The sequence below is a fragment of the Gluconobacter sp. GP1 genome (assembly GCF_032913585.1).
Classification (GTDB): domain Bacteria; phylum Pseudomonadota; class Alphaproteobacteria; order Acetobacterales; family Acetobacteraceae; genus Gluconobacter; species Gluconobacter cerinus.
On the sequence record NZ_JASGXC010000003.1, the window covers coordinates 25,227 to 47,759 of the forward strand.

Here is a 22,533-nt window from a genome sequence, read left to right on the forward strand (position 1 = left end):
CCGTGAGAGCAGTTCGTGCGCTCTGTGCTTTCTGTCTGTGCAACGAAAGAGTATGCTTTTGGGTCAGGCCAGACGCCAGATCATTACCCAGGAGCTGTTATGACCCAGACCCACCCCGTCCGTCAGATTGACCGCCTTCTGGACATCATGAAGCGCCTGCGCGACCCGCAGAGCGGTTGCCCGTGGGACGTGGCACAGACACCCGAAACCATTGCGCCCTTCGCCATAGAAGAAGCGTATGAGGTGATGGATGCCATCGCCCGGGATGACAGTGATTCCTTGCCGGATGAACTCGGGGATCTGCTGCTACAAGTCGTGTTCCAAGCTCAAATGGCTGAAGAAAAGGGCCAATTTGACTTCGAAACCGTTGCTGGAAAGATCGCTGACAAGATGGTCCGCCGTCATCCCAACATCTTCAGCGATGTAGAACACGACGAAGACCTGTGGGAACGCACGAAAGAAACCGAGCGCCACGCCAAAGCAGAATATGGCGCACTCGCTGGTGTGGCCCAGCACCTGCCTGCCCTGGTCAGAGCCGCCAAGCTGTGCCGCCGTGCAGCGCGCGTCGGGTTCGACTGGGATGATGCGTCGGGCGTGCTGGAAAAGGTTCAGGAGGAGATCGGCGAACTTAAAGCCGAACTGGACGGAGATCGCGACCGGATCGAAGACGAACTTGGGGATGTCCTGTTCACTGTCGCCAGTCTGGCACGCAAGCTGGGCATTGACCCGGAAGCCGCATTACGTCGCAGCAACCGGAAGTTCACGCGCCGTTTCGAAGCCATGGAAGCCAGCCTGGCCTCTGAGGGTAAAACAATGGGCGAGCAAAATCTGGAAACGCTGGAAACGCTTTGGCAGACGGTCAAGAAACAGCCGGGGATGCGCTGATCGTTACCCGCTCCTCTTCCTCAATTCTACATTGCCCCTAAGGATACCTTGAGATGGACCTCCAGATTTCCGGCCGCAAAGCTCTTGTTCTCGGCGCCTCTTCCGGCTTGGGCAGAGGCGTTGCGGAGGCTCTGGCCGCAGAAGGGGTCCATATCCTTCTGGCTGCACGCGCCAGTGACAGACTGACAGAGGCTGCCATGGCCATTGCCAGTCAGCACGGCGTCCAGACGGCTACACTGCCGGTTGATCTGTCGGACAGCGCCTCCGTCGAAGAATTCGCTCAGGCCATCCGCACGCAGCACCCGGATATTTCCATTCTTGTAAACAATACTGGCGGCCCCTCCCCGTCAGGTGTCGAGGGCATCTCTGTAGACACATGGAAACAGCAGTTTGAAACCATGGTTCTGAGCCTGTTCAGGATTACGGATGCGGTACTGCCCGGTATGAAGGAGCGCCGGTGGGGGCGCATCCTTACCATCGCGTCGGCTGTTGTGGTTGAGCCGAATATCAGGCTTGGCGTCTCCGTCACATTACGCTCGGCACTCGCGGGCTGGTCCAAAACGCTTGCGACGGAAGTGGCTCCCGATGGGGTGACGGTTAACATGCTTCTGCCCGGCCATATTACAACGGATCGAACCCACTTCCTGGCAGAGGCCGAAGCCCGCAAGACGGGCAAAACGCAGGAGGCCGTTCAGGCAGAAAAGGCCCGCAATATCCCCGTTGGACGTTACGGGACTGTTGAAGAGTTCGGCGCGACCGCGGCTTTTCTCGCCAGTACGGGTGCTGCCTATATAACCGGCAGCATGATCCGTATTGATGGTGGCGCACTGAAGTCGATCTGAAGCAGTCGGGCGCAAAAGAACGTCCTATTTTCTTTTTTAGGAAACTGCACTCCCCCATGCGGGATTAATCCTTTCGGTTACCCCAAAGGAAAAATCCATGCCGCCCACGCCTCGACGCAGTTCGTTCCTGCCCCTTGTGACTGGCATCTTACTCGTTCTGCTCGGCCTGGGTCTGGCCTTGCCCGGTTTCTGGCTGATTGGGCTGGGAGGCTCTTTCTACTACGCCGTCGCAGGCGTACTCATGGTGGCGTCCGGCATTCTGATGATCCGGCTTCACCCCGGTGCTTCCGCAGTTTATGCCGCTCTCCTGCTTTATACGCTTATCTGGGCATTAGGGCGCGTAGGCCTTGATGGCTGGCGCCTTCTCCCGCCTCTCGCCCTGCCCGCAGGAATGGGCCTGTGGGTGTTCAGCCCCTGGATTACAGGGCGACTACTCCAAGGCACAGAGCGTCGCTCCTTCGGCAAACCCGTTGTGGCAGGCGGCATGGCATTCTGCGCGGCACTGTTTGTCTTTGTGTTCGCCTGCGGCTGGCACATTACTGAATCGCACGACCAGCAGTTCAATCCGTTCCCCGGTGAGACCGGTGCGACCCTTCCGGGCGCAGACCAGCAGACTGCCAATGACTGGCAGTTCTATGGCGGCACTCCGGCCGGAGACCGCTTTGCCATGCCCACCCAGATCAATGCCGCCAACGCTCATGATCTGAAAGTGGCGTGGGTCTATCACAGCAAGGATCTCCCGCGCGCTGACGAAAACTCCCGCGGACGGGAATTCAGCTTTGAAGCAACCCCCATCAAGATCGGCAACCGGCTGTTTTTCTGCACGCCCCACCGAGATGTCGTGGCGCTTGATGCAACATCCGGAAAGGAAATCTGGCGATATTCGCCGGGTGGGGAATTCGGCAAGAACATCTATCAGGCGTGCCGTGGCGTTTCCTACGTCAATGCGCCGGGAACGGATTGCGCCCATCGCATTGTCTCAACAAATTCCAGCTCCCCTCCAACCCTGTTTGAGGTCGATGCAGACACGGGGAAACTCTGCGAAAGCTTTGGCGATCATGGCGTTGTGGATCTCCGGGGTGAGATGGGAGCTATTCCACCCGGCTTTCACTTCATCACCTCCCCACCCATGGTGTTACATAACCGCATCATGACGAGTGGCTGGGTCTATGATGATCAGACGGTTGGCGAGCCCTCCGGCGTTATTCGTGGCTTCGATGCCATTACGGGTCAACTGGCCTGGGCCTGGGACATGGGCCGCACACCAACCAACAAACCTCTGGATCCGGGCGAAGTCTTTACCCGTGGCACCGCCAATGGCTGGGGCGTCTATACGGCCGATGCCGCACTGAACATGGTGTACGTCCCGCTTGGAATTGCCACGCCTGACTATTTCGGTGGCAAGCGCCGGAGCTTTGACGAGAAGTATGACAGCTCTCTCGTAGCGCTAGACATCACAACTGGCGAAGAGCGCTGGCATTTCCAGACCGTTCATCATGATCTGTGGGATTTTGACCTCCCCGTCGGCCCATCTCTGGTGGATCTGCCAGATGCCCACGGCACCCTGACGCCCGCACTGGTACAAACGACCAAGCAGGGCGAACTCTTCGTGCTGGACCGCCGTACCGGTGCGCCATTCTATCGCGTTCAGGAAACGCCGGTACCTGCCGGGGACACACCGGGCGAGCACTATTCGCCGACGCAGCCACTCTCCGTCGACATGCCCAATCTGCGCCGCCCTAATCTGACGGAAGACGATATGTGGGGCGCAACCCCGTATGATCAGATGTTCTGCCGCATTGCCTTCCGCTCCATGCGGGACAAGGGCCTTTTCACACCACCGAGCCAGCAGGGCACCGTGGGCTTTCCAGCGTTTGATGGCGTGGCAGACTGGTATGGCGGCACCGTCGATCCGACGCACGGTGTCATGTATATCAACACCACGTTCATTCCATTCCTGATGACGCTGGTGCCGCAGGAAAAAGCTCTTGCCAAAGGGCTCTACAAATCCTGGCATGACTGGGCACAGCCTTACCCAGAACCTGTTTTCACGAACAATCCCCAGCATGGCCTGCCCTTCGCGGCCGTCGTGAAGCCTTGGCTTGGCCCGTTTGGTGCCCCTTGCCTCGCACCGCCCTGGGGCAAAATGCAGGCCATTGATCTTGTTCACCGTCGGGTCATCTGGGAGCGGGCTCTGGGCACAACGAAGAATGTTGGCCCGACGAACATGCTGCGGATGCCCGTTGGCCTGCCCACCAGCGTCTTCTCCATGGGCGGCAGCGTAACCACGCCGAATGGTTTGGTTTTCATGGGCGCTCTGGCCGATCAAAGCTTCCATGTTCTTGATGGGCATGACGGCCATACGCTCTTCAAGACGGAACTGGATGCCGGCGGCAATGCCACGCCGCTGACCTATATGGGCGAAGACGGCCGACAATATGTCGTGCTGGCTGTGGGTGGCCACGGTGGGCTAAAAACGCGCAACAGCGATGAAGTCGTGGCCTTTGCATTACCCAAAGCCCCATGAACATACTGTCTTCCTGCCATCAGGGCAGGAAGACAGCAGGAGGCAGGATCAAACATGGCCGGAAAACAGCACACTTATTCCGTGAAGGTTGTCTGGACTGGCAATACGGGAACCGGCACATCCTCTGCCCGCAGCTACACGCGCGATTACGATATTATGGCGCCTGGCAAACCCACGATTGAAGGATCATCTGATCCGTCCTTTCGCGGAGATCCTGCCCGATGGAATCCTGAAGATCTGCTTCTGGCATCCCTGTCAGCCTGTCACAAACTCTGGTTTCTGGGGCTCTGTGCACAAGCAGGCATTGTCGTTACGGCATACGAAGACCAGGCTACCGGCGAAATGGAAGAAGAACGCACCGGTGCAGGGCAGTTTACGTCCGTAACGCTTCATCCCCGTGTAACCCTGTCCGCCACGTCAGACGCCGAGAAAGCACTGGACCTGCATCACAAGGCGCACGACATGTGCTTCATCGCACGATCGGTCAATTTCCCGGTCATGAACGAGCCTGTTATCGTTCATGAGGGCGAACAGGACGCCTGAAACGCATCCACCTCGACGGGTCGAAGCCAAAAAAAATCGCCTTTTGACTGAAAAGATACGCCGGGCTGGCTGCTCCGGCGTTTTCATGTTGGCTGAACCTGCTAGAGAGCATCCCATGACGGATGAACTCGCCACGTTCGACTTCGAACTGCCCCGCGACCATATTGCGACCGAACCCGCCAGACCGCGTGACAGCGCAAAGCTGCTGCATGTGCGGTCCGGAGAAGCGCCCGATCTGCGGATCATACGCGATCTGCCTGGCCTGCTGCGGGAAGGTGATCTGCTGATTGCGAACAATACGGCCGTCATCCGTGCCCAGCTTTCCGCCACGCGCGGTGAGGCAAAAATCGGCATTACGCTGGACCGGATTCTGGCTGACGGAAGCTGGCATGCGCTCGCCCGTAACTCTCGCAAGCTGAAGCCGAACGATACGCTGAACTTTGGCGATGATCCGGTCACGGCATCCGTTGTGGAAAATGAAGGCGATGGTGCCGTCAGCATCCGCTTTTCCGTCGAAGGGGATGCGTTCGATGCATTCCTTGAGCGCGTGGGAGCATTGGCCCTGCCGCCTTATATCGACCGTCCTTTCGGGCCGACCGCGCAGGATGACAGCGATTACCGGACGATCTTTTCCGAGCATCGCGGGGCTGTGGCGGCTCCCACTGCTGGTCTGCATTTCACGCCAGACCTTTTGGCCGCGCTCGACGCGAAAGGCATCCAGCGCCGAACACTGACGCTGCATGTCGGCGCTGGCACGTTCCTGCCCGTTCGATCCTCCATTGCCGAGCATCGCATGCATGCGGAATGGGGCGAGATCGACGCGGAAACGGCGCAGGCCATCAACGAAACACGCGCCCGCGGTGGCCGTGTTGTTGCTGTCGGCACCACATCTCTCCGCCTGCTGGAAAGTGCAGCGCAGGAAGACGGTACGGTTCAGCCCTGGCGGGGCGAGACGTCCATTTTCATCAAGCCGGGCTATCGCTTCAAGGCGGTGGACCTGCTCATGACCAATTTTCATCTGCCGCGCTCGACGCTCTTCATGCTGGTCTGCGCGTTCAGCGGCACCGACACCATGCGTGAGGCCTATGCCTACGCCATCGCCAACGGACTGAGGTTCTATTCCTACGGCGATGCCTGCCTTCTGGAGCGAGCACCATGACCGAACAGGCCACAAAGATGACGTGGGTTCCGGAAGCAACCTGCGGACAGGCCCGCGCCGGCCATCTGCATACCCGTCACGGCACCGTCCCGACCCCGACCTTCATGCCGGTTGGCACCGTTGGCACCGTGAAGGGCATGACCATGGATGCCGTTCGCTCCACGGGCGCAGGCATCGTGCTGGGCAACACCTACCATCTGATGCTGCGCCCGACGGCGGACCGCGTGCAAAAGCTGGGTGGGCTGCACAAGATGATGGACTGGTCCGGCCCGATCCTGACAGATTCTGGCGGATTCCAGGTTATGTCCTTGGGTGCACTGCGCAAGCTCGATCAGGACGGCGTGACGTTCCAGTCCCATATTGATGGCAGCAAGCATCGCCTGTCTCCTGAGATCTCGACGGAGATCCAGTACAAGCTGGACGCCACGATCAGCATGGCGTTCGATGAGTGCCCGGCCCTCCCCGCCACGCCAGAAGCACTCCGCAAATCCATGGAACTCTCCATGCGCTGGGCGGCACGCTCCCGTGAGGCATTCGTGGCACGTGAGGGCTATGGCCAATTCGGCATCGTGCAAGGCGGCACCGAGCGCGACCTGCGCGAATATTCCATCAAGGCGCTGACGGAGATCGGCTTTGAAGGCTATGCGATTGGTGGTCTGGCGGTGGGTGAAGGTCAGGAACTTATGTTCTCGACCCTTGATTTCACAACGCCCATGCTTCCGCAGGACAAGGCGCGCTACCTGATGGGCGTTGGTACGCCGGACGATCTGCTGGGGTCGGTCATGCGTGGTGTGGACATGTTCGACTGCGTGATGCCCTCGCGCGCCGGTCGCACGGCCCGCGCCTATACGGAGCGCGGCTATATCAACCTGCGCAACGCCCGTTTTGCTGAAGACACGCGCCCGCTGACACCGCATGACGACAGCCCGATGGCTGGCCGTTACACCCGCGCCTATCTGCATCACCTGTTCCGTGCTGGTGAGATGCTCGGCCCGATGCTGCTGACATGGCACAATCTGGCCTACTACCAGCGTCTGATGCGGCAGATCCGGGCCGCCATCGTGGATGGTACGCTGAACGAACTGGCGATCAAACTGCGCGAGGATTGGTCCAAGGGAGACTGGACCGAAGATGAATGGCCCATGCCCTCTCTCGCTTTGTAAGTTTTCATTCTGATCCTGTTCCAATAATGTGTTTCCCCAACGACCTTCGGCTTTGGGGAATACGGATTTGAAACGCTTTAATGCAGGCTTGGCTCTTGCCGGACTTCTCTGTGCGGGCAGCGCTCTGGCTGCGCCCCATAAGGAAGAAATCAAGGTTCTTGTTGTCGCCAACTGGGAAGTCGGCGCGGACAAGGGCGATGAGCCTGGCGAATATCAGGACTGGGTGGAGCGTCTTCATCTTGATGAAGAACGCCCCATTCGTGGCTTACAGGAAAAGCTCCGCCGCAATGCAGATGGCGTTTACGGCATCGCCCTGAAGAGCGGCAGCATTGACCTTCACGCGCTTGCGCTCGATCCGCATTATGATCTGACGCACACCTACTGGATTTTTACCGGCATTTCTGGCGTGAACCCGAACGTCGCGTCTGTTGGGAGTGTGGCCTGGGCACGCTGGGTTGTCGATGGAGACGCATTGCGGGAAATCGATGACCGCACCGTTCCAAAAAGCTGGCCGTATGGTTTGTATGCCATCGGGGCGGACAAGCCGGACACGCTGCCAGCCAACGCAAACCATTATGGCTCTGTCACGGATGTGGCGGAACTCAGCAAGGCGTATCCACTCAATCAGGGTCTGGCGAACTGGGCCTTCAACCTGAGCAAAAACACTCCAATGGCAGACGATCCCGCCATTGCCGAGCGCCGGAAGGCCTGGAAAGGCTTCCCCAACGCCCAGAAGCCGCCGATGCTCATCATGGGTGAGACGCTTGGGGCGCTTCGTTACTGGCACGGCCCGTCCCGCAACGAGTGGGCGGAAAAATGGGTCAAGCTGTGGACGAAGGATCAGGGTCAGTTCGTCATGACCAATGAGGAAAGCCAGACCTATCAGCTTGATATGCGGACATTGGCCCGTCTTGGATATGTCGATCTGAACCGCGTCATGGTTCTGCGCTCAGGGAGCAATTTTGACATGCCCCCTCCAGGCGTACCGATCACCGAAAGCATCGGGGACGAAGCGCCCGGCCAGAAGCTCGCATTCGATAACAACGAGCGTGCCGGTGAGCCGGTTGTCCATGAACTGATCGCGCATTGGGCGACGTACCGGACGCATATCCCGGGCCAGAATTAAGGCCGTCAGGCTCTGGACAGTGCAACAGCACCATCCAGAGCCGATTTATCAGAACCGGTTTTCGATCATGATTTCGGAAACCGGGAGCGCCCCGCCCGATGACTTCGGAGCAGACGCGGCCTTTCCGATCGCCACGAACATGACGATCTCATGGTCCTCTGGCAGATTGATAAGCTTGCCGACGGCATCGAAGTCAAAACCATCCATCGGGCAGGTTCCATATCCCATGCTCTCGGCCACCAGCATGATGGCAGCAGCCGCCATGCCACAGGACCGCATCCCCTCATCCCGCTGTACCTGCTCGCGACCCCGGTAATACTGGTCAATGGCGCCGACCATGTACTCCCGCACGGCGTCAGGGGCATTTTCCCAGTAGCGCTCCGGCGACTTTTCCCATGCCTTGATGTCCGCACACAGGACGATCAAGGCAGAGGCATCAGTCACCTGAGCCTGATCCCACGAGACGGCACGAACCTGCTTGCGCAACTCCGGGTCCTTGAGAGCCACAAAGCGCCAGTTCTGGATATTGAAGGCCGTCGGCATCCGGCGCGCCAGACCAAGAATGGTTTCGAGGTCTTTCTCCGGCATGATGTGCGCGGCATCGAAATGCTTGGTCGCACGGCGCTGAAGAATGGCGGAAGAAACGTCGAGAGTCATGGGAATCCAATCAATCGAAGCTAAAGCGTTCTGTTCACGACAAACTATGTCTTAAGCGCATACACGCAAAAAATGCCCGCCAGTTCAATCTGGCGAGCATTTTCCTTTCAACACAGGAGCAGGTCGTTATTCTGCACCGGGCATGGTTTTCTCGTACTTGTCCCAATGCGTGGCCAACTCGCGTACCACGACACTGCCGACCGTGTAGGCGGCCTCAACAGATGGAATAAACGCCGAATAGCTGCCTTCGTGCGCTTCTTCGGCCAGCAATTCCGCCGCCGTCTGGCCCGGATACTGCATGTCAAAATTGCTGGTCGTCCGAAGGATCAGAGCACGCTGGGGATCTACTCGACCAGCCTTAGCCTGTGCGGCAAGCGCCTGACAGAACGCAACATCCTCTTCCGCTGTCGTGGCCAATGTTCCCTGATTGTCGGTCCAGTAACGCACCCAGCGCTCGGCCCAGGCATTCATCTTCTCGCCAACCCAGAAGGTCTCACCGGAAATGGTATCGCCGACCATGACAGACGGAGCCTTCAGGGCTTCTGGATAACCCTTGTAACGCGCGCGGGACGCCTGAAGACCCGGCGTGTCGGGTAGGGTCATATTCTTCGTCAGGCTATAGGCCCACTGCACGAACTGCGGGTTAAACGTGTAAACCATGTCCCCGCTGACAGAATGCAAAGGCGGACGCGGCTTCTCATCCGGGAGACTGCCCTGAACCGGCGTAAACCCATCCGGCCAGGATTTCGGAATTTCCCGCGGATCAATCAGATGCGATAGACCGCCATTAATCACGCGCGGTGCCCAAATGGCAGAGCCGACCGTGCCAAACTTCGGATCAACGCCACCAATTCCGGCCAACACGAAATAGGCGTGTTTCAGGTCAAACCGCGGATCAAGGACGAGCGCCGTAATAGCCGATGCCATGTGCTCCGGCCCTTCCCCGGACGCAATACCCAGAACATGCAGTTCCGGGTTGTAGTGCATGACATCATGGTCCGTACCGGGCGCAGGAATTTCCTGCGAGAGCGGGAGCTTCTCAACCCAGTTCTGGTACTCGCCCGGCGTGTCGCCCGTGTCCTTGCCAAGTTCAAAGGTCGTCACCACAACCACGCGCACAGGAATAGGCCGCGTTTTAGCAGATGCGCTGGAGACGCTGCCTGAAACTGCGAGGACAGACAGGGCAGTCGCCCCAAGAAGGGTTTTCAGGCGGGTCATTGATAAAGGCTTTCGTGTGGAGCAGAGGTTTCAAAAGCGGCAAACCGCGATTCAAGCTGCCACTGAAGGCGTGCTTTCTCGCTGGTTTTCAGCAGATCGGCACAGGGGCCACTCTCAGGCTGAGATGAAGACGCGGTCTGACAGGCGGAAACAGGCTTGCCGACCTGATGGTTGTCCCAAAGGCTCTGTCCCGGAATAAACGCATATTCCAGACCCGTCCGGGACATCTGTTTCAGGTCCGCATAGCTCAGATTGTAGGTTTGAGCGGCCCGGACATATTCCTGCGTCAGATCACCACGGGAGACGCCTTCGTCATCCGTTGAGAGCGCAACGGGAACCCCGGCCCGGCGGTAGAGCGGCAGCGGGTGTTCAGCGCCCTTCACGTTCAGGATCTCGTCATTACTCGTCAGGTTGATTTCCACCATGATGTGCTTCTTAGCCATCTCAGCCAGCAGCCCGGTAACATCATCTTCCGATGCGATATCGACGCCATGGCCGATACGCTTGGCACCAGCGATTTCTATGGCTTCCCGAATGTGATGCTTCAGGCCTTCAGGCGGAACCAACTTGCCAGTGAGTTCACCGGCATGAAGGCTGAGGTTCACACCCGGATAGACCTGCGACAGGAACTGGAACATCCGCATATGCAGGGTGTAATCCCGCATGGCGATGGCATCATCTTCCGGTGCAACAATATTAAGACCGACAAATCGGGGATCGGCCTTAACGACCGCATATCCGGCATCAAGCTGGGCATAAACTGCCTGGGACGGCAGCGTCCGAAGAACCTGGAAAAGGTAATGCACACTCACGCTGCAACCCGGATGAGCCTCGGGCGTGCCGCATTTCAGAACCGTTTGTGCCTGCTTGTCCATGGCATCCGTTTCCTGACGGGCCTGCGTCACAAGCGCAGAAATCTCCGGCTCCAGCGCTTTATGAGCAGCGGCAAAATCGTCACCATTCATCGGATGTTTGAAGCCAGCACGGATCATCGCGGGAAGAGCCGGTGAAATCATGGGCTCGATATAGGTGATATGATCGTGGGCGGCACGATCCATGGCCTCTGCCAACATATCGCCCTGATGCGCCGCATCGATCGACCCAAAGTGCCTGAAAGCTGCGAAGAAGTGGTCATGCCCTGAGCGGTCAGCCGGCGATGGCGTGAAATCCCGCATGGACATGGCATCAATCAGGCGACTTTCAGCATCCGGATTTCCAGCCAGAGCCGTTGCCGGCATCTCACCCTCTTTCGGGTGCGGACACGCATGACTGAGGATCTCAAGGCTTTTGAGAGAGACGCACAAGCCATCCTGGGCCGCCCAGTTCAGCATGTTCTCTGCGTAGATCGCCCCTACGAGATGATTGTGCAGATCTGCGCCTTTGGGAAAGGCCCGCAGAAACAGACCAAGCCGAACCGGATCATTTCGAAGCGTGTTGTAAGTCTGCTCAACAGCAGACGGAGCTTCGGCCCTTGCCAGAGGAGACAGGGCCGTCAGGGAGAGGGCAGCCGCTACAAGAACGGAAGGGAGGGTGCATCGCATGGTGGCACGATGCCGACTGCCCACGCCCCTGACAAGACATTTTCAGACCGTTATAAACTCTGCAACAGACCGTTCTCAGACTTCGCTTTCCAAACTGAAAAATCCATCCATGACAGGGACGCAGGAACCGGCGACGTAAGCCTTGCCCGCTTCTGTTCTGGCGTCCAAAAGGCTTGGCCGCCCCATGTCCACCCCCTGCGTGAAGGTCAGGGACAGATCGGCTCCATTCTCCAGCGCAGACAGGAACGCGACGGCCGCGACTGTGGCGCTCCCCGTCGCGGGATCCTCGGCAATACCATCCAGCGGCGAGAACATCCGCCCCTGAATGTCGCTGCCTTTTTCAAAGGCGCTTTCCCCTGCATTGCGCGTGTAGGCATACACGGAACTGATGCCGTTTGAGGCGAGGAGCTGGCGATGCGCGGCAAGTTCTCCATGGGCGCGACGCAGAGCGTCACGGGATGCAAGCTCAACAATCAGGAACGGCAGCCCGACCGAAACAACCTGTGGCGCGTGATGATCCGTACGAATATCTGCGGGTTCGAGCCCCAGACACGCAGCCGCATTTTCAGGAATCATCCGGCTCCGGCGTGTCATGGCTTCCGGCGCCATAAGTTCCGCCCGAACGACACGTCCGTTCTCACGCTCCAGCCGCACAGGAACCAGACCGGCTTTTTCTTCGAACAAAAGCGTTTCCGGCAGCTCCCGTCCCTGCGCTTCGGCCTGTCTGGCCAAGGCGAAAGCCGTACCGATATTCGGATGACCGGCGAATGGCAGCTCTCCACCCGGCGTGAAAATACGGACATGCGCCGTATGATCCGCCTCTACAGCAGGGAGCACGAAAGTTGTCTCGGAATAGCCAAACTCAATGGCAAGCTTCTGCATCTGTTCGGTGGAAAGCCCCGCCGCATCCAGCACGACAGCCAGAGGGTTGCCCCCAAAAAGCTGGTCCGTGAAAACATCCAGGGTGACATAGGAACGACGCATAACCGGTTCTCTCATGGGAGAATGAAGACATCCCATCATGTCTGATTGGCCCCTTGGGGGAAAGATGGCGTAAACTGCTGATTCTGCTTTTCCTCCATCTGCTGAGCGCATGACATCTTGCCCTACTCCTTCCCGCCCCGGACGTTCCCTTGAGGAACGGATTGAGGACCATGCCCGGCATCTGGGGTTTGATGCCGTAGGTTTCTGCGCGGCAGAGCTTGGCCCGGACGTGGAAGCCGGGCTGCGCGCTTTTGTTGCACAGGGCCATCACGGGACGATGGAATGGATGGAGACACGCATCGAACAGCGCAGCCACCCACAGGCCCTCTGGCCCGAAGCCCGCAGCGTCATTTCCCTCGCTCTCTCTTACGCACCAGCCGAAGACCCGGACGCGACGCTACGTCAGCCGGATCGGGGCAATATCTCCGTCTATGCCCGTAATCGGGACTACCATGACGTCATAAAAGGAATGCTGAAGCATCTGGCGCAGTTCGTCGTGAAGCTGGGCGATGAGACTACGCAGGTGAAGGTCTTCGTCGATACGGCCCCGGTTTCGGAACGCGCTCTGGCGGAAAAGGCGCATCTGGGCTGGCAGGGCAAGCATACCTGTCTGGTCTCCCGCACTCACGGTTCTTGGCTTTTGCTGGGAGAAATCTACACGACGCTGGATTTAAGCCCGTCCGAGCCAAAAGGCGGAAGCTGCGGCACCTGCACGAGCTGCCTGACTGTCTGCCCGACAGATGCTTTCCTTGGCCCCTATCGTATGGATGCCCGGCGCTGCATTTCGTATCTGACAATCGAACACAAAGGGCCGATCCCGCACGACCTGCGGGAAAAAATGGGCAACCACATCTATGGCTGCGACGACTGCATTTCCGCCTGCCCGTGGAACCGCTTCGCCGAGGCGTCCCACCACATCAAGCTTCAGGCCCGACCGGAATTGATCGAGCCAAAACTTGCAGACCTTGCGGCCCTGAATGATGCGGCTTTCCGCACGCTTTTTTCGGGATCGCCCGTCAAGCGGATTGGACGCAACCGATTTGTCCGTAATGTTCTGATCGCAATCGGCAATTCAAACGACCCGAGCCTCGTCCCTTCTGCACGGGCTCTGGAATCCGACCCTGATCCCGATATTGCCGAAACTGCCCGCTGGGCGCTGGAACGCCTGACATGAGTGACCTCGTCAAACGCAGCCTTTCGCTCTCAGGACATCGGACGTCCGTCGCGCTTGAACCAGAATTCTGGGCAGTCCTGGATCAGATGGCTACGGAGCGGGCCTTGAGCTTTGCGGCCCTCGTTGCGTCGATTGACGCCAAACGCACACCAGACCGCCCACTGGCCTCAGCACTCCGTGTTGCAGCCCTTATGGATGCGCGAAAAACGACCGAAGACTGATCGGGTCACTTCGCGTTCGGAGGAAGATCCATCCAGTCAGGGTGCTTTCTCTGGATCCAGTTCAGAGCTTTCTCCATCAAACGACGGAAGAACGGAATATCTTCGGAAAGCAGCAGAATGCCTACAGGAATCATCCACACACCCAGAACGGGTAAGAACGCCATGCAGCCTCCGAGCATGAACAGAATACCGGCCGGTATACGAATCCATTTACGCTCTGGCTCCCGTAGCCAGCTCAGGGTCTTCTGCATCCATTCAGGAAGTTTGCGAATCAGGGCCTGCATCTTCTCCTCATAATCGTCGGCCGACGAAGGCTGAGCGACAGGGAGATGCTGCGTCTGATCGGACATAACTGGGGTGACCTTGTTTTTCATGATGCTCCTTCAACACCCGAAGCCTCCGGGAGATCCAGTTCTTTCTGTGGAAGGTACATGTCCGATCTGTCATTTGCCGGTTTCCGGGACCATGCTAGATTGTCGATATGGCTATCTGGGGCAAAATGTTCGGTGGTGTTGCTGGCTTCGCAGTCGGCGGCCCGTTCGGGGCACTGATGGGAGCAGCCCTTGGGCATGCCGCCGACAGTGGCTCTCTGCTTAATCCTTCCACCGGGGGGTGGAGCGAACGCTTTCCTGCACGGGGTCGTCCTGACCCGAACAGTGCAGCGTTTTTTGGAGCTGCAAAAATTGCAGCCGCCATGGGCAAAAAAGACCAGCTTTACGCCATTGGCCTTGTGGCGCTGTGCGCAAAGCTGGCGAAAGTTGACGGGCCGGTCAATCGCTCCGAAATCAACGCGTTCAAAACCTGCTTCCAGTTTCCACCCGACAATACGCGTGAAGTTGGCATGTTGTTCGACCGCGCACGGGAGCGAACGGACGATTTTGAAATGTATGCCCGCGAGATGGGCTCAGCTTACGGAGACGACAAGGCCCCGCTGGAGAACCTGATGGTGGCCCTTTTCCGGATTGCCCGTGCAGATGCCGGAGCATCCAGGGAGCTTCATCCGAAAGAAATTGATTTTCTTCAGCGTGTCCATCGTGCGTTTGGTCTGTCATCCGGAGCATGGACGCGCGCAGAAAGCGGTGACAGCCGTGCTGCCAGCACTGGCGAGCCAGACGCCTATCGCGTTCTCGGCATCACGCGTACAGCGTCTGACAAGGAAGTCCGCGTTCGGTGGCGAACGCTTATCCGCGAGTATCATCCGGATGTTATTGCCCAGAAACCCATGACGGATCTGGAGCGCAAGCGTGCGCAGGAACGCGTGGCCCGGATCAATGCGGCATGGGACCGCATCAAGCGGGACCGTCAGCTTTAACCGAAGTGAAGACATACCAGCATACCGTAGCTGATGGCGCCCAGTCCCAGCAGTGACAGGATGACGGCTCCTGTCACCCTCAAGCCAGCGTTCGCAACGCTGCGGGCATCAACACCGAGGCCCAGAGCCGCCATGGACGTTACCGTCAGAATTGTTGCGATGTGACTGATTGGGGCGCCAAGTGACGACGGAATTAGCCCAAGTGAGCGGCCGGCTATCAACGCGAGAAAACCCAGAATAAACCACGGCACAAACTGGAAAATTCCGCCTTTCCTGATTGCTGCATTTATATTTCCTGACGTCTCATTTTTACGTTCGGAAAAGAAAACGGGAGAGGCCAGTCCAAGCCCGAAACACACGGGCCCAAGCATCAGAACACGCACCAGTTTGACGATCATGCCTGTCTGCACAGCAATGGTACCGAGCGGGGCCGTGGCAGCGACGACCTGCGGCACAGCATAGACCGTAAGTCCAGCGAATGCGCCGAACATGCTGCCACTCATACCTGAGAATAAGCCAAGACATGGCAGTCCCAACACCGTGAGAACGCCGAACACTGCGGTGAAGGCAATCGCCGCGGCAACGTCTTTTCCGTCTGCTCGAATAACAGGCGCCACGGCTGCAATTGCGGAGTTGCCACAGATCGAGTTGCCGCAGGCAATGAGCAGCGCCATGCGGGGTGGAAGCCCCATAAACCGCCCGATACCAAAGCTCATGACGAGTGATGTCGCTACGAGCACCATAATGCCAATAATCAGGACAGGCCCAACGGCCAGCAGGTTTGCCGCACTTACTGACGCTCCGAGCAGAACAACAGATATTTCCAGAAAATAGCGCGCAGTGAAAGCAATGCCGCCTTGGTATCTATCCCCCGGCAACCAGAGGCTGCGCACGGCCATTCCGGTCAAAATCGCCAAGACGAGGGCCTCCAGCCATGCCTTGCCGAAAAGAACCTGCTCACCAGCTTCTAGCAATGATGCAGCAGCACTCACTGCAAGGCACAATCCTATTCCCGGCAGGGTGCGATAAGCGGGCTGAAATTTCGGAACAGCGAGACATCGGGGCATGATCGTTTTCTCCTGCCCTTCAGATATCCGCTCATAAATCATCAATAAAACAAATTGATTAAGTCATTTAGTTCGTTAAAAACGATTAATTGCTATCGAGGACGATCATGACGCTAGAGCAGTTACGCATTTTCGTTGGCGTCGCCGAACGCGAACATATGACGGCCGCCGCACGAGCGCTAAACGTCACGCAGTCCACGGCCTCAGCCGCAATTTCTGCCCTTGAAGAACGGCATGGTATCAAGCTGTTTCACCGCGTGGGGCGAGGCATCGCTTTAACGGATGCCGGCCAGATTTTTCTGGAAGAAGCCCGCAATGTTCTTGCAAGCGCAGCTTCGGCGCAAAACACACTTGATGAACTCAGCGGACTCAACCGCGGCAGTCTTCGGGTTGTCGCCAGCCAGACCATCGCAGCCTACTGGCTGCCACCATTACTGGTCGCTTTTCGCGCCACCTTTCCCAACATCACCATTGCGCTTGAAATCGGCAATACGACGCAGGCCGCAACGCATGTGCGAGAGGGACAATCGGATCTTGGAATTGTCGAAGGCGACGTGGATGACCCCACACTCGCGCAGTGGCCACTCGCGGAAGATCGCCTGCAACTCGTACAGGCTGAACCTTTCGGAACGCAAAATGTGGATGCTGGCTGGCTGCAAAATGCGACCTGGATCATGCGGGAGCGTGGCTCGGGCACACGCTCATCGCTTGATGCCAGTTTGCGGGCTGTCGGCGTAAAACCTGAGGCCCTGAAGGAAGGTCTGGTTCTGCCATCAAACGAAAGCGTAAGAACAGCTGTTGAGGCAGGCGCCGGACTGGCTGCTCTCTCTTCCCTTGTAGTTGCCCCATCCCTCGCCAGCGGAAAACTTCATGCTGCTCCGTTTGATCTTGGGCCCCGCACCTTCTTCGGTTTGCGACACAAAGAACGCTATCGCAGCAAAGCCGCTGATGCTCTTTTGCAGATCATCTCGGCGCAGAAAAACGGCACCTAGAAACGGGTGGGCACCAGCCCATAAAAAAACCGCTTCCCCCCTGAAGAGAAGCGGTTAAAAAATCTATCAGGCTGCCCGGTTTCAGGCTGGCAGTGCAGCCTTGACGCCCTTCTCGCGAATGATCTTGCGCAGCGCGATAACCTTCTCATCAAGCGTCGCATTATCAAGGTCACGCCAGGCGTCAAAAGCGGGAAGTTTCAGAGCGCTCTCAAAGTCGTCTGCTTTCGCGAGTGCCTTCTGCTGATCACCGAAGGTTGGCTCAAACGGCTCGTAGGTTCCACCCTTCTCGCTCTTCCCACGCAGCATCTCAAGGTAGGCTGCCATGCCAAACGCAATTCGGGATAGATCCCGCTTGCCCTCAAGAGCCTGACGCACCGTTTCCGTCCAGAAGACCTGAATTTTCGAGGACCCATCCCCTGAAATTCGCAGGGTCTGGTCAGCCATCGCCGGGTTGGAGAAGCGGCTGATCACGCTGTCACGATATCCCTCCAGCGTCATGCCCGGCGGGGCTTCCAGGGTCGGAATGACATCCTTGTTGAGGAAGTTTTCCAGATTACCACGCAGATCGGCGTCACGAACAGCTTCATCAACATTCTCATACCCGACCAGAACAGCAGGGAAGCAGAGCATGATGTGGCCAGCATTCAGCATGCGGATCTTCACATGTTCGTAGTCCGTCACATCATCGACGAACTGGACGCCGGCCTTCTCCAGTGCCGGGCGTCCGTCAGCAAAGCTGTCTTCCAGCACCCACTGATGGAAATCCTCAGCAACGAGCGGAAGATCATCGCTCAGGCCACTGGCCTCATTCAGGCGCTTGGCAATTTCTGAAGACACCGTCGGTGTGATGCGATCCACCATTCCGTTGGGGAATGTGGCGTTTTCTTCAATCCACTTGGCCAGTTCCGGATCACGCGCCTTTGCATAACCCAGGAACGCCTTACGGGCGACATTACCGTTGTGCCGCAGATTATCGCAGGACATGATCGTAAAGGCCTTACCCCCGGCATCCCGGCGGCGGCGCAGTCCTTCGACAACATATCCGAAGATCGTGGACGGCGCTTCCGGCGTCTTCAGATCCTGCTGAACAGCCGCATTCTCGAGATCGAACGCACCCGTCGATTCATTGATGTTGTAGCCACCTTCCGTGATCGTCATGGAAACAATCCGGATGGCAGGGTCTGAGAGGTGCTTCAGTACGGCTTCCGGATCTGCCGGAGCCAGCAGATAGTCCCGCAATGCGCCCATGACGCGGACAGTGCTTTTACCGGACGGTGCGGTTTCCGTCAGGGAGAAGAGGCAGTCCTGCTTTTTGAATTCTTCAGCTTTTTTCTTTGAGCGATCACCGCCCGTCAGACCGACGCCAATGATGCCCCAGTTGGGATCATCCTTGAGAATTTGCTCAACATAGAATGCCTCGTGAGCACGAAAGAAATTGCCCACACCAAAATGCACGATCCCTGGCTTTATCCCGTTGATGTCGTAGGGCGGAGCCTGCACACCGGCGGGAAGAGACTTGAGGGTTTCGTGCGTAATCATGGATTTCTCCGTTCCTAATGACCAGCCTCTGACGGGGGCCGGCTTTCCGGGCAGATGCACCGAGCTCTCCAGAAAACGCGGGAGATCACGACCGGGTTTCGAAAAAACGCCATCAACTGGCGCCTAGAGCCCTTTGGCAGCACTGGCATCGTCCCGCATGAGAACGCCTACAGCGCGCTCCAGATCATCCTTGAACAAAGACATGACGAAGCGCATTTCAGGCCGCGTCTGTTCTTCCAGCCGTGGAAGAAGTTCGAGAATGTCCTTGTCTTCCGGCTGATGCGGATGACGGTCCTGCTTGCGAACAAACCTTTGTTCACAGCTATGAGCCAATGCTCTCAGCGTGTGGCTGAGGCTTTTGTAGAGTGGAACAAGGCCTGTATTCCCTGCTGCACGGCCTGTCGCGATTGCTCGAGCCACCAGCATCGTATCGTTCAGGAGCCGCCGCATCAACCTTGGAAGTGCCGCAAGCACAGGATCGCGCTTCTCCAGATCACTGAAACGCTCGCGTCTGGCCTCTTCCACTGCGCCTTCAAGTTCGATCAGGAGGGCCACACAGGCTTCGTTCCGCGTTTCAATTTCCCGCCAGCCCGTTTTCTGATCCAGTGCGCCTTCCAGCAGTCCGTCCAAACGTCGCAGGATGCGGCTGGATGTGTGGAAAGCCTGCTTTCGGGCACTGCTGTGCAATACCACGAAGGACACCACCAGAGAGACGACCACACCAATCATGATAGCCGTCAGCCGCGTCACCATTGGCAGGAACGGGCTGCCTTCGCTGGGAAACAGATACACAATAATCAGGGTGATACAGGCAAACCGCAGATTGGTCTGAACGGCTGCGAGAAAGGCCAACGGCGCGAGAACGATCCAGAAAGGCAGCCACCGCAGACCCGTCCACATTTCCAGCAAGACCGCCACGATCCCCGCGACAGCGCCTAGCAGCGTGCCGGTAATCTGATCGCGGGCCGTCGCCATTGTCTGCGTTATGCTGGACTGCGTAACAATCAGCGCAGTCACGAGCGCCCAGATTGTTTCCTGAAGATGAAGCGTCATGCCCACAACCCAGGCTGTGACGATCGAAACCAGAACGCGAATGGTCTGGCGCGTGGCGGGTCGCAGAACCTCTCGCCAACTGCTTCCCTTCGGCGGGACCATCAGCCAGGCCTGTGTGATTTTTTTTAGAGCACTCATCATGTCATGAGCGCTTTAAGAGCTTCCCGGTTCTTCCGTCCACCCGTTTCAGAGCGAGATCAGATGTCCGCCCCTTTCAAACGAAGAGCTGGACCAGTCATTCCCCGGAATGGCGATTGGTGGGAGGCACACGTAGGACCTGACGTCTTGCAGAACCATGCTGATGGCAACATCAATGCCGACGTTCGTCCATCGTATGCGGGTAAATTCCCGGCAAACGGGAGATGTAAAATACCGCAGAGCGTAATACCCGTCCTTTATCGGAAAGATATTTTCCATAAAGAATTTTGCGCAAGGAGGCGTGATGACGTAGCAGCAACAGCCTGCGAAAGCGCTGAGTTGCGGGTAACAGAACGCATGCCCTTGTGAAAACTTTGGCTGCTCTTCATCAAAAATGATTGTCGCCTTCATGGAGCCCGGAACAAACGCCACCTCCAATGGCCAATCCGTGTTGAACCCGAGAGCCAGAAAATCATAATCAGGATTGGTGGTCAGCGCCCGCTCTCGGTCTTTCCAGAAATCTGGAGACAAATGAACGTCATCCTCCATGACCATAATGGGCTCCCCGATGTCCCGGCACAGCTGCCATAGCCTCAGATGCGACATCGCGACGGCAAGTGCCGTATCGTCATAATCGGCGTCATTTAAAACGATACCGGCATCAATACACGCCTGCTTGCTGACATCATTTTTATCTGTCGCAGGGAAAACAGTAATCTGGTCGAGGAACGGCGCATTTATGGCATTGAACTGCGCAAGCCGGTCTGGCCTGGAAGCAAGACTGATGACGTAATTCTTCATCGCCCCTCACACCCTAAGAAGCTGAGCGGATCAGTTCCCCAGAAAAGGAACTGGTACCCAGCGTAGCCCGTCATCATCCTGCACCAACAGCAGAACTTCTTTCTTCTTCTGTTCCAGCGCGCGGCTCACCGCTTTGGCAAACGCATCCGGCGTGTCGATCTGATCCTGCCCAACCTGCGTAATCACATTCCCAACGACAATCCCGCGAGATGTGGCCGGGCTGGACGGTTCAACCCGATCCACCAGCACACCGCGCTGATCGTCCGTCAGAGCATATTGGGTGCGCATTTCCGCATCGATGGAACGTACCGCCAGACCCAGCTCGCCAAATGCCGCTTTCGTATGCGTTGGCTGATGCGTGTCGGACGGTGGCATATCTGGCGCGTTTGGCGACTGTGCCAGCGTGATCGGAAGCGTCTTGATGCTGCCCTTATGCCAGACGGTCAGCTCTGTCTTTGTTCCAGGCAAAATGGACGCAATGATGCGCGGCATGGTCTGCCCCGTCACATCCTGACTGCCCACACGAGTGATGATGTCGCCAACCTGAAGGCCAGCCTGCGCTGCCGGACTTTTCGGCCCCACTTCAGATACCAGAGCGCCCTTGCCGACGGTGCCGTCCGCCTGGTGGAAATCAAGGTCCTCAGCGATGTCGTAGGAGACATTCTGGAACTTCAGTCCCATCCACCCGCGTGACACATGACCTGTCTTGCGAAGCTGATCAATAATGCCGCGCGCGTCATCCGCCGGGATGGCAAAGCCGATCCCGATAGAATCACCCCCGGCCCCACCATAGATCAAGGTGTTGATGCCAATGACTTCGCCCGAAAGATTAAAGAGCGGGCCGCCAGAATTTCCACGGTTAATGGCTGCATCCGTCTGGATATAGTCATCATACAGGCCGTGTTCGACATTCCGTCCGCGGGAGGAGATGATACCTGCCGTGACTGTTCCGTTCAGGCCGAACGGATTGCCAATGGCCACCACCCAGTCTCCGATCCTGGCGGCATCGCTGTGTCCTAACGGAACAGCTGGCAGCGGATGCTTCGGTTTGACTTCCAGAACAGCCAGATCAACCTGACTGTCACGCCCCACAATCTTAGCCGGCAGCTCCGTACCATCCTGAAGTGTCACGGAGACCTGATCTGCGCCTTCAATGACATGATTGTTCGTCACGATGATGCCTGCCGGATCGACAATAAAGCCTGATCCCAGAGCCTGCATCCGCCGCGGCGGGCGGTTCGGTGCCGGCTTATGCGCCATGTAGTCGTGAAAGAATTTTTCCAGCGGTGAGCCCTGCGGGAACTGCGGCACCTGCGGCCCATCCGGACCACTGGAGTCCGGCCCCTTGTCTTCATCCTTACCGGGCTTGAGCACAGCAGACGTCGAAACGTTCACCACGGACGGAAGAAGGCGATTTGCCAGATCCGCAAAGCTGGACGGAACGGAGCGCGGGGCTGGTACGGGTGCCGGAGAGGGCTGCGGGGCGGTCTGGGCCTGTACCGTCGTAACGGACAGCGCCAGGGAAACGGCGCAGGACAGGGCAAGGCTGGCGGTCAATCTGCTCATGGTGACACGCTAACGCAGAAGACAG

21 protein-coding genes are annotated in these 22,533 nt (G+C 57.8%); 11 read left to right on the plus strand and 10 right to left on the minus strand.

Annotation, left to right across the window (positions count from 1 at the left end; genetic code table 11):
• Positions 1-99 precede the first annotated feature (99 nt).
• The 7 genes from mazG to R5H23_RS08325 all read left to right on the plus strand — a co-directional run bounded on the left by mazG (position 100) and on the right by R5H23_RS08325 (position 8,245).
• Complete coding sequence (gene mazG / locus R5H23_RS08295) at positions 100-885, plus strand: nucleoside triphosphate pyrophosphohydrolase (RefSeq protein WP_046900823.1); 786 nt, start codon at positions 100-102, stop codon at positions 883-885.
• Between the two features lie 53 nt (positions 886-938).
• Positions 939-1,727 (plus strand): SDR family oxidoreductase, encoded by a 789-nt coding sequence (locus R5H23_RS08300; RefSeq protein ID WP_317215111.1) that lies wholly within the window; start codon positions 939-941, stop codon positions 1,725-1,727.
• Between the two features lie 97 nt (positions 1,728-1,824).
• Entirely contained in the window at positions 1,825-4,254 is a 2,430-nt protein-coding gene (locus tag R5H23_RS08305; protein WP_317215112.1) for a membrane-bound PQQ-dependent dehydrogenase, glucose/quinate/shikimate family, read from the plus strand.
• Between the two features lie 54 nt (positions 4,255-4,308).
• On the plus strand, positions 4,309-4,797 hold the full coding sequence (locus R5H23_RS08310) for an OsmC family protein (protein WP_211497392.1): 489 nt from the start codon (positions 4,309-4,311) through the stop codon (positions 4,795-4,797).
• A 115-nt stretch (positions 4,798-4,912) separates the two neighbouring features.
• Positions 4,913-5,956 (plus strand): tRNA preQ1(34) S-adenosylmethionine ribosyltransferase-isomerase QueA, encoded by a 1,044-nt coding sequence (queA, locus tag R5H23_RS08315; protein WP_317215113.1) that lies wholly within the window; start codon positions 4,913-4,915, stop codon positions 5,954-5,956.
• Complete coding sequence (gene tgt, locus R5H23_RS08320) at positions 5,953-7,119, plus strand: tRNA guanosine(34) transglycosylase Tgt (protein WP_086633348.1); 1,167 nt, start codon at positions 5,953-5,955, stop codon at positions 7,117-7,119. Before queA ends, tgt begins: the two co-directional genes overlap by 4 nt.
• 67 nt (positions 7,120-7,186) lie before the next feature.
• Entirely contained in the window at positions 7,187-8,245 is a 1,059-nt protein-coding gene (locus R5H23_RS08325) for a purine nucleoside permease (protein WP_317215114.1), read from the plus strand.
• 48 nt (positions 8,246-8,293) lie between these two features.
• Here R5H23_RS08325 and R5H23_RS08330 read toward each other — a convergent pair whose 3' ends face one another.
• The 4 genes from R5H23_RS08330 to R5H23_RS08345 all read right to left on the minus strand — a co-directional run bounded on the left by R5H23_RS08330 (position 8,294) and on the right by R5H23_RS08345 (position 12,645).
• A complete protein-coding gene (locus R5H23_RS08330) occupies positions 8,294-8,902 on the minus strand; it encodes a nitroreductase family protein (protein ID WP_317215115.1) in 609 nt (202 codons plus the stop codon).
• Positions 8,903-9,028: 126 nt separating this feature from the next.
• Positions 9,029-10,120: a purine nucleoside permease gene (locus R5H23_RS08335; protein ID WP_317215116.1), complete on the minus strand. Its 1,092-nt coding sequence runs from the start codon at positions 10,118-10,120 to the stop codon at positions 9,029-9,031.
• Positions 10,117-11,661 carry an adenosine deaminase gene (locus R5H23_RS08340; protein ID WP_317215117.1) on the minus strand — a complete coding sequence of 515 codons (1,545 nt, stop codon included), beginning with the start codon at positions 11,659-11,661 and terminating at the stop codon, positions 10,117-10,119. Before R5H23_RS08340 ends, R5H23_RS08335 begins: the two co-directional genes overlap by 4 nt.
• 75 nt (positions 11,662-11,736) lie before the next feature.
• Entirely contained in the window at positions 11,737-12,645 is a 909-nt protein-coding gene (locus R5H23_RS08345) for a PhzF family phenazine biosynthesis protein (RefSeq protein WP_317215118.1), read from the minus strand.
• A 109-nt stretch (positions 12,646-12,754) separates the two neighbouring features.
• On the opposite strand from R5H23_RS08345, the gene queG reads away from it, so the two are divergent.
• A complete protein-coding gene (queG, locus tag R5H23_RS08350) occupies positions 12,755-13,819 on the plus strand; it encodes a tRNA epoxyqueuosine(34) reductase QueG (protein ID WP_317215119.1) in 1,065 nt (354 codons plus the stop codon).
• Positions 13,816-14,040, plus strand: coding sequence for a ribbon-helix-helix domain-containing protein (locus R5H23_RS08355; protein WP_317215120.1), 225 nt, complete (start codon positions 13,816-13,818; stop codon positions 14,038-14,040). Before queG ends, R5H23_RS08355 begins: the two co-directional genes overlap by 4 nt.
• A 5-nt stretch (positions 14,041-14,045) precedes the next feature.
• On the opposite strand, the gene R5H23_RS08360 is transcribed toward R5H23_RS08355, so the two are convergent.
• Complete coding sequence (locus R5H23_RS08360; protein ID WP_046900813.1) at positions 14,046-14,414, minus strand: hypothetical protein; 369 nt, start codon at positions 14,412-14,414, stop codon at positions 14,046-14,048.
• A 107-nt stretch (positions 14,415-14,521) separates the two neighbouring features.
• Between R5H23_RS08360 and R5H23_RS08365 the strand changes: the two genes are divergently transcribed.
• The gene (locus R5H23_RS08365; protein ID WP_046900812.1) at positions 14,522-15,352 is read left to right on the plus strand and encodes a TerB family tellurite resistance protein; all 831 of its coding nucleotides are present in this window, start codon (positions 14,522-14,524) and stop codon (positions 15,350-15,352) included.
• Here the strand turns inward: R5H23_RS08365 and R5H23_RS08370 are convergent.
• Positions 15,349-16,419, minus strand: a complete 1,071-nt coding sequence (locus R5H23_RS08370) for a YeiH family protein (RefSeq protein ID WP_317215121.1) — start codon at positions 16,417-16,419, stop codon at positions 15,349-15,351. The two genes, R5H23_RS08365 and R5H23_RS08370, sit on opposite strands and share 4 nt — an antisense overlap.
• Before the next feature lie 107 nt (positions 16,420-16,526).
• Here R5H23_RS08370 and R5H23_RS08375 point away from each other — a divergent pair, with 107 nt between their 5' ends.
• Positions 16,527-17,411, plus strand: a complete 885-nt coding sequence (locus R5H23_RS08375; protein WP_317215122.1) for a LysR substrate-binding domain-containing protein — start codon at positions 16,527-16,529, stop codon at positions 17,409-17,411.
• Positions 17,412-17,492: 81 nt separating this feature from the next.
• Here the strand turns inward: R5H23_RS08375 and R5H23_RS08380 are convergent, their stop codons facing one another.
• From R5H23_RS08380 to R5H23_RS08395, 4 genes are all read right to left on the minus strand, one after another.
• Positions 17,493-18,950, minus strand: a complete 1,458-nt coding sequence (locus R5H23_RS08380; RefSeq protein ID WP_211503571.1) for a mannitol dehydrogenase family protein — start codon at positions 18,948-18,950, stop codon at positions 17,493-17,495.
• Between the two features lie 123 nt (positions 18,951-19,073).
• Positions 19,074-20,144, minus strand: a complete 1,071-nt coding sequence (locus R5H23_RS08385; protein WP_249206657.1) for an FUSC family protein — start codon at positions 20,142-20,144, stop codon at positions 19,074-19,076.
• A 45-nt stretch (positions 20,145-20,189) separates the two neighbouring features.
• Positions 20,190-20,942, minus strand: coding sequence for a glycosyltransferase family 25 protein (locus tag R5H23_RS08390; RefSeq protein ID WP_317215123.1), 753 nt, complete (start codon positions 20,940-20,942; stop codon positions 20,190-20,192).
• A gap of 30 nt (positions 20,943-20,972) precedes the next feature.
• Positions 20,973-22,508: a Do family serine endopeptidase gene (locus R5H23_RS08395; RefSeq protein ID WP_317215124.1), complete on the minus strand. Its 1,536-nt coding sequence runs from the start codon at positions 22,506-22,508 to the stop codon at positions 20,973-20,975.
• Positions 22,509-22,533 lie beyond the last annotated feature (25 nt).